This window comes from Candidatus Methylobacter oryzae, from assembly GCF_003994235.2.
GTDB lineage: Bacteria > Pseudomonadota > Gammaproteobacteria > Methylococcales > Methylomonadaceae > Methylobacter_A > Methylobacter_A oryzae.
Window position 1 is genome coordinate 1 of sequence record NZ_RYFG02000057.1, and the last position, 7,226, is coordinate 7,226.

The window sequence follows — 7,226 nt, forward strand, 5'->3', positions numbered from 1 at the left end:
CAAGCTTCACCATTCCAAGTGAAACGCCCTGTGCGGACCCGCATGCAGGGTGTTGTGGGGGCTGAGGGTTAGAAACCCTCGGCTACCCGATCCTCTGGGTATAAAAACTCGCTCTATTTCAGAATAGATTTTCAGTAGGATTTTCGTCGGATTGATCCTCATCGGTTGCCGACTCACTTGATGCGGATCTGGTTGGCACTCGATCCGCTTGAAAGAATTCCCATATGCCGTTTTTATTGGCGCTTGATGTTAATAGCCCGGTTTCAGGGCTTATGAATGCTTTCACTATTCCATTCGGCATCGCAAGAGGCGTTTCCGGGGTGTCTTTCAAGGCTACCCGCATAAATTCTATCCACATCGGTAACGCGGCTATGCCGCCCGTCTCAAGATTTCCCAGCGGCGAAAAATCATCAAATCCGACCCATGCGGCCGCAACATTTGACTGTGTAAAGCCATTGAACCATGCATCTCTTTGTTCGTTTGTGGTTCCTGTTTTTCCTGCAAGATCTTGTCTGCCGAGTACTTTTGCAGCGGTTGCTGTGCCATGTTGAACAACATCTCTTAACAGCGAATTCATCAGAAAACAGATTTGTGGAGTGATAATTCTGGGGGCGTAATTGCGTTTTAATTCTTCAGTGCTGTCGCAAGTGGGGCAGGCGGCTTTAGGCTTGGCCTGATAAATGATTTCGCCTTCATTGGACTCGATACGTTCGATAAAATAAGGCTTAACTAAGAAGCCGCCGTTGGCGAATGTTGCATACACTCTAGCCATTTGCAGCGGAGACGCATAGCCGCTGCCCAGCGCCAAAGAGAGCGTCTTGGGTATTTGATCTTCAACAAAACCAAAACGCAATGCGGTCGCAACGGCTTTTTCAATGCCGAGCTCTTTCAATAGGCGAATGGAAATAATGTTTCTTGAATGAGTTATAGCCGACCTGATGCTGGTGGGGCCATAGAATTTTTTATTGTAATTTTCCGGGCGCCACTCGTTTTCCTGGCCTGGAATATCGATGACTATGGGGGCATCGTTAATAAGGCTGGCAGGGGTATAACCTTGTTCCAGGGCTGTCGTATAAATGATGGGTTTAAAGCCTGATCCCGGTTGTCTTTTTGATTGAGTTGCCCGATTGTATTTATTACGGTAAAAATCGAAACCGCCGGTTAATGCTAAAACCGCGCCAGTGGCGGGATTTAATGAAACGAAAGCTCCTTCTGCCTCCGGTACTTGCGTTAATGCCCAGGTATTATTCGGCAGTTGACGCACCCGGATAATATCTCCGGTCTTTAATAGGGTTCCGATAGCATTGCCGGCCCATTTAATGTTTTCCCAAGGTATTTCAATGACTGTGCGGTCTTGAAGGCTGGCCGTGGCAAGATTGTTTTTTACCTGGAGAACGGTCGCGGGCAATGTATCGCCGATAACCGGAAGTTCTTTGAAATTGTTGGTTCTGATGCGTAAGCGGCGGTATCCGTGGCGTTCGTCATAGGCATGCAATGTGTCGGTAAGTGCCTGATTGGCGGCCGTTTGCAGTGTGCCGTTTATTGTCGTGTAGACTTTAAATCCGGATGTATAGGCTTGTTCTCCATAGAGCTCAAAAAGTTTTTGGCGCACCATCTCGGCTAAATAAAGTGCTGAAACTTCAGGAGTAATAGTCTGTATTTTAGCGGTAGAGGGTTGCCGGGATGCATATTCATATTCTTGTTGGCTAATATGGTTAAGCTCGAGCATTCGGTGCAAGACATAATTGCGCCTTTCAATTGCCCGTGCTTCATTAGTAATGGGATTATATAAAGAAGGCGCTTTAGGCAAGCCGGCGATCATCGCATATTCAGCCAAGTTTAATTCGGTTAACGGCTTGCCGTAATAGACTTGAGAGGCGGCGGCAATGCCGTAAGCCCTGTGGCCCATGAAAATCTGATTTAAGTAAAGTTCCAGGATTTTATTTTTCGGATACTCGTGCTCTAGCTTTAACGCCAGCATGATTTCTTTTAGCTTGCGGGTGTAAGTCTTTTCACTACTCAGCAGGAAATTGCGGGTAACCTGCATAGTAATAGTGCTGCCGCCTTGTTTTTTCTTGCCGGTCAAGACCAGTTGTATGCCAGCTCGAAGCAAGCCTTTAAAATCGACTCCGGGGTGTTCGTAAAAGCTGTCATCTTCTGCGGCAATGAAGGCGTTAATAAGTTGTCGAGGAATTTCCTCTATATTGACCGGTATGCGCTTTTTTTCGCCAAATTGAGCAATCAGCAGACTATCGCGACTGTAAATGCTTAAGGGCGTTTGGTATTGAACATTATGCAGGGTCTTAACGTCAGGCAGCTCAGCTGCAAGTTTGTTGTACAAGAAATAGCCTGAAATCGCCGAGCCCAGCGATAGGGTCATAAACAAAATAGCAAGCCATTGTAAGATTCGCCTGCCTAAGGTGCTTTTTGCCACAAGTGATCCTGAAAACAATTACGATAGAAATACAAAACAAGCTTTCACGAAGATAATGAGACGTTTCTTGTTAAAGCTGAATTGAGCGGCTTGTCCGCTCAAATGAAACTTATGCCCTTTGGGTATAAAGCTGAGTTGAGCAGCTTGTCTGCTCAAACGAAACTTATGCCCTTTGGGTATAAAGCTGAGTTGAGCAGCTTGTCTGCTCAAACGAAACTTATGCCCTTTGGGTATAAATGTCAGCCGAAATATTGGTGCTAAGGATAATAGGCAGCGGATTAAGCAAATAAATTGGACATTTTAAGCATCAAAATAAAAAAGGCTACTATACTTTCGCGGGTAAATAAGGTTTGTGACGCTCAATTGCAGGCCCGGCCGTATGTAGAGTCATGCAGGAGCTGTTGCCGCGAGCTGGCCTTACAATGGTCGGTCTAATTATTCATCGCGTTTTTCAAGGGTTAGTTAATGAGTTGGTTTGGTAAGAAACAGAGTGCGGTTCTTGGTATTGATATTAGTACCGCAGCTATAAAGTTACTTGAGCTGAGTAAGGTCGGTGCGCGTTACCGGGTCGAGAGTTATGCAGTCTCGCCTTTGCCGCAAGACGCTGTTGTCGATAAAAATATAGCCAACATTGAAGTGATAGCTGATGCAATAAAAATAGCTTTAAAACAATCGGGGACAAAGCTAAAGCAAGCGTCTGTCGCAGTTGCCGGGTCTTCGGTTATGACCAAGGTTATACCTATGCCCGCTTCATTAACCGATGATGAAATGGAAGAGCAGATCATGGTTGAAGCGGATCAGTATGTGCCCTATTCGCTCGATGAGGTGAATTTCGATTTTGAAGTTCAGGGCGAAAATGAAAATAATCCCGAAATGGTTAATGTGCTGCTCGCTGCATCGAGAAAAGAAATTATTGAAGATCGTGTCGAAGTGTTGGCGAAAGCAGGCTTAAAAGCCAAAATTGTCGATGTTGAAGCCTTTGCAATGGAAAACGCTTTTACTTTATTGATCGATCAATTACCGGAAGCGGTAGGAGAGCAGACCGTTGCTATTGTCGACATCGGGGCTACGATGACCTCTCTGAACGTTATCTATAATTCCCGTACCGTATACACAAGAGAGCAAGGTTTTGGCGGCAAGCAGTTGACTGAAGAGATTCAGCGCCGCTACGGGCTAACCTACGAAGAAGCCGGCTTGGCAAAAAAGCTGGGAGGTCTTCCGGACAATTATACCGTTGATGTGCTTGAGCCGTTCAAACGAGCCATGGTGCAGCAAATTCAAAGAGCAATACAGTTTTTTGCTTCATCTAGTGCGAATAGACGTATCGATAGTCTTATTTTAGCAGGCGGTTGTGCCTCAATACTCGGTATAGACAAGTTGGTTCAACAGGCGATAGGCGTACCTACTGTTATCGCGAATCCTTTTATCAATATGGCTTTGTCCAGTAAAGTCAAGCCTCAGTCATTGAGCAATGATGCTTCTGCAATGATGATTGCATGCGGGTTGGCATTGAGGAGCTTTGACTAATGGCGAAAATCAATTTATTGCCTTGGCGCGAAGAACTGCGGGCGCAGAAAAAGCAGGACTTTATCAATGCTATTGGTGTGGCTGTTGTGATCACAGCAATTATCTTTGCCGGGGTTCACATGTATATTGAGAGCCTTAAAGCGTATCAGGAACAAAGAAATAAAATAATACAGGACGAAATAGCGTTATTGGACATAAAAATTGCCAAGATAAAAACGATTGAAGAACAAAAAGCCAAGTTGCTGACCAAAATAGACGTGATTCAGAAATTACAGGAAAGTCGTCCGGAGATAGTGCATTTGTTTGATGAGCTTCCACGGGTTACGCCGGATGGTGTTTTTTTGACGAAATTTATCCAGAAAGGCGCGGATTTGAACTTTGAGGGGAAGTCGCAGTCAAATGCTCGCGTTTCCGCCTTTATGAGAGCTATTGAATCCTCGGCTTGGTTGAAAGTTCCAACGCTTGATGTAATTCAATCAGTGAGCAAAGCAAGTCCAGAGCCGTTAAGTGATTTCACCATGCACGCCAAGCAGGGGAACCAAAATGCGCAAGCGGCTGCTGGAGGGAAATGATGAACTTATCGGAAATTAATTGGGATCCTAATGAGGCGGGAACTTGGCCTCTACCTATCAAAGCCGCAGCAATTTCAGTTATTTGTATCGTGATTTTTGGGGTAGGCATTTACATCGATACGCTTGATCAGTTGGCGGCGCTGGAGGCTTCCGAGAAGAAAGAGATGGAGTTAAAGCAGTCATTTGAGGCAAAGCAAAAGAAGTCGATCAATCTCCCCGACTACCAAGAGCAGTTGGCGCAAATTGAAACGGAACTGGAGGATATGATCCGTCAGATGCCTACAGAGGAGGAAGTTGCAAGCCTGTTAATCGATATTTCTCAGACTGGTTTAGCCAGCGGTTTAGAGTTCAGGTTATTTAAACCTGGTGCTCCTGTTCGTAAGGACTTTTATTCAGAGTTGCCAATTAGTATTGAAGTTATTGGAAAATATGAAGAGCTGGGGTTGTTTGTCAGTGGGCTAGCCTCATTGCCTCGAATTGTTACTGTTCATGACGTAAATATTGTTCCAGAGGGTAAAGAGAGTAAAGAAACCAAAGGAGGGGTAATGAAAATGAATGCGACGGTAAAGACCTATAACGAGAGTGCTGATGGAGCGGTGCCTGCGGCCAAAAAGAAAAGAGGGCAGAAGTAAAATGCAATTTAATAAATTATTGCTTCGAAAATCGCTTTTGGTGTTGCCTGATCCTCTCACCGGGCTGAAGTCCTATATCCCGCATTCATACATTCATAAAATGCGTCATTTGACGCTAAGCGCCATACGTATAAGTTGTTTGGTTTTTACGACGTCATTAGCAGGTTGCGGCAATGACGATTTTTCAGACTTAAATCGCTATATTTCCGAAGTTAAGGCAAGGCCTAAGGAAGCTATTAAACCTTTGCCCGAAATCAAAGTGATTGAGCCGTTTATGTTTAAACCTGAAGGTCTGCGTGATCCATTCAAGCCATTGGAGCAGCCTGAACAATCTGAAGGTGTTGAGGTTTCATCGGGTAGCGGCATAAAACCGGATACCTCTCGGCGTAAAGAAGAATTGGAGGCATTTCCTTTGGATGGTTTAAGGATGGTAGGCACGGTAGACATGAAGTCGAGTCTGTGGGGATTGGTAAAGGCGAGCGACAGTACGATTTACCGCGTCAAGGTTGGAAATTACATGGGTAAAAATTACGGAAAGATTATACGGATAGTCAGCGATAAAATTGAATTAATGGAAATAGTTCCCGATAAGCCGGGAACGTGGCGTGAGCAACCTGCTTCAATAGCATTGACAGAGTGATTTTGAGGATAAAAAATGAATAAAAAACAAGGCAGTATTCTGGCAAATACCCATAATGTGCAAGATAAAACGTGGCGGCCGCTATGCACGTATATTGGGTTAAGTCTGTTCTTATTTATCTTCCAAATTGCATCCGTTAGCGCTAACGAGCTGGCGTTATCGGGCATAGACTTTGCGGTACAGTCAGGCGATAAATTACAAATTGAAATGGCATTGACGGGGCCTGCGATTAACCCTCAAATATTTAAAACCGATAATCCAGCGCGGATTGCGTTGGATTTTCCTGGTGTAAAAAGCGCGCTGACAAAGAAAATGTACCCTATTAATCAAGGGGCGGCGAGTAGTGTTTATGTTGTTGAAGCATCCGGCAGGGTTCGTGTTGTTGTTAACCTGATTGAATCAATACCGTTTGAAACAAAGATAGCCGGCAATAAGGTGCTGTTGACTTTGAACCGTGCAAAGGAGATAAGTCCTCCGTCGGTCCCGGTGGCGCCGAAAGCAGCGCCGCCTGTTGCAACAAAGTCAGCAAATGCAATGGCTGCGGCATTAATTCCTGCGCAAGATATTAGTGGTTTTGATTTTAAACGCGGCGATAAAGGCGAAGGTCGCATATTAGTTTCTCTGGCTAATCCCAATACTATTGTCAATTCAAAGGAACAGGGAGGGAAAGTCGTCATAAGCTTCTTAAATACTCGGTTGCCGGAGAGTTTGGCTAGACGTCTGGATGTGTCCGAATTTGCTACACCTGTTAAGTTTATTGATACGGTCTCGTCCGATCAACAAACTACGATGACGGTAACGATGCAAAATGCGCTTTATGATTATTCCGTGTTTCAAGTGGATGGATTGTTGACTGTTGAGTTTCGTCCTTTAAGTAACGAAGAGAAGGACGCGCTGGAAAGATCTCGAACCAAATATACTGGCGATAGATTGTCTTTAAACTTTCAGGAAATTGAGATACGTAGCGTTATAGCTATTTTGGCCGAATTTACCGGGCAAAACGTAGTTGCCGGTGATGATGTGACCGGTACGATTACACTAAAACTGGACGATGTGCCTTGGGATGAAGCATTGGACTTTATCATGATGACCAAAGATCTGGGCAAGTTTGAGACCGGTAATGTTACGTTGATTTCTCCGTTGGACAAAATTAAGGACTACAAGAAGAAACAACAGGAAACAGAGGCGGTGGTTGAGCAATTAGACCCGTTAGTTACTGAATATATTAAAGTTAATTACGCCAGAGCTGATAATTTTATGAACCTGTTGTATGGTCGCAATACTGGTGTTTTTGGCATTTGTGGCGCTCCCGTGATGTCTTCAGCAACGTCAGGACAAACAGGACAAACAGGACAAACAGGACAAACAGGACAAACAGGACAAACAGGACAAACAGGACAAACAGGACAAACAGGACAAAC

General features: G+C 44.7%; 6 protein-coding genes. 5 read left to right on the plus strand and 1 reads right to left on the minus strand.

Features of this window, described 5'->3' with window-relative positions:
* Window positions 1-118: 118 nt before the first annotated feature.
* Complete coding sequence (locus EKO24_RS06655) at window positions 119-2,434, minus strand: penicillin-binding protein 1A (protein WP_127029673.1); 2,316 nt, start codon at window positions 2,432-2,434, stop codon at window positions 119-121.
* Between the two features lie 465 nt (window positions 2,435-2,899).
* On the opposite strand from EKO24_RS06655, the gene EKO24_RS06660 reads away from it, so the two are divergent.
* The 5 genes from EKO24_RS06660 to EKO24_RS06680 all read left to right on the plus strand — a co-directional run.
* Window positions 2,900-3,961, plus strand: a complete 1,062-nt coding sequence (locus EKO24_RS06660) for a pilus assembly protein PilM (protein WP_127029672.1) — start codon at window positions 2,900-2,902, stop codon at window positions 3,959-3,961.
* Window positions 3,961-4,533, plus strand: a complete 573-nt coding sequence (locus EKO24_RS06665; RefSeq protein WP_127029671.1) for a PilN domain-containing protein — start codon at window positions 3,961-3,963, stop codon at window positions 4,531-4,533. The genes EKO24_RS06660 and EKO24_RS06665 overlap by 1 nt, the downstream gene beginning before the upstream one ends.
* Entirely contained in the window at window positions 4,533-5,165 is a 633-nt protein-coding gene (locus EKO24_RS06670; RefSeq protein WP_127029677.1) for a type IV pilus inner membrane component PilO, read from the plus strand. Before EKO24_RS06665 ends, EKO24_RS06670 begins: the two co-directional genes overlap by 1 nt.
* Before the next feature lie 100 nt (window positions 5,166-5,265).
* Complete coding sequence (locus EKO24_RS06675; RefSeq protein ID WP_127029676.1) at window positions 5,266-5,805, plus strand: pilus assembly protein PilP; 540 nt, start codon at window positions 5,266-5,268, stop codon at window positions 5,803-5,805.
* A 15-nt stretch (window positions 5,806-5,820) separates the two neighbouring features.
* Window positions 5,821-7,226, plus strand: a 1,406-nt coding sequence (locus EKO24_RS06680; RefSeq protein ID WP_143733192.1) for a type IV pilus secretin family protein, incomplete at its 3' end; no start/stop codon positions are given.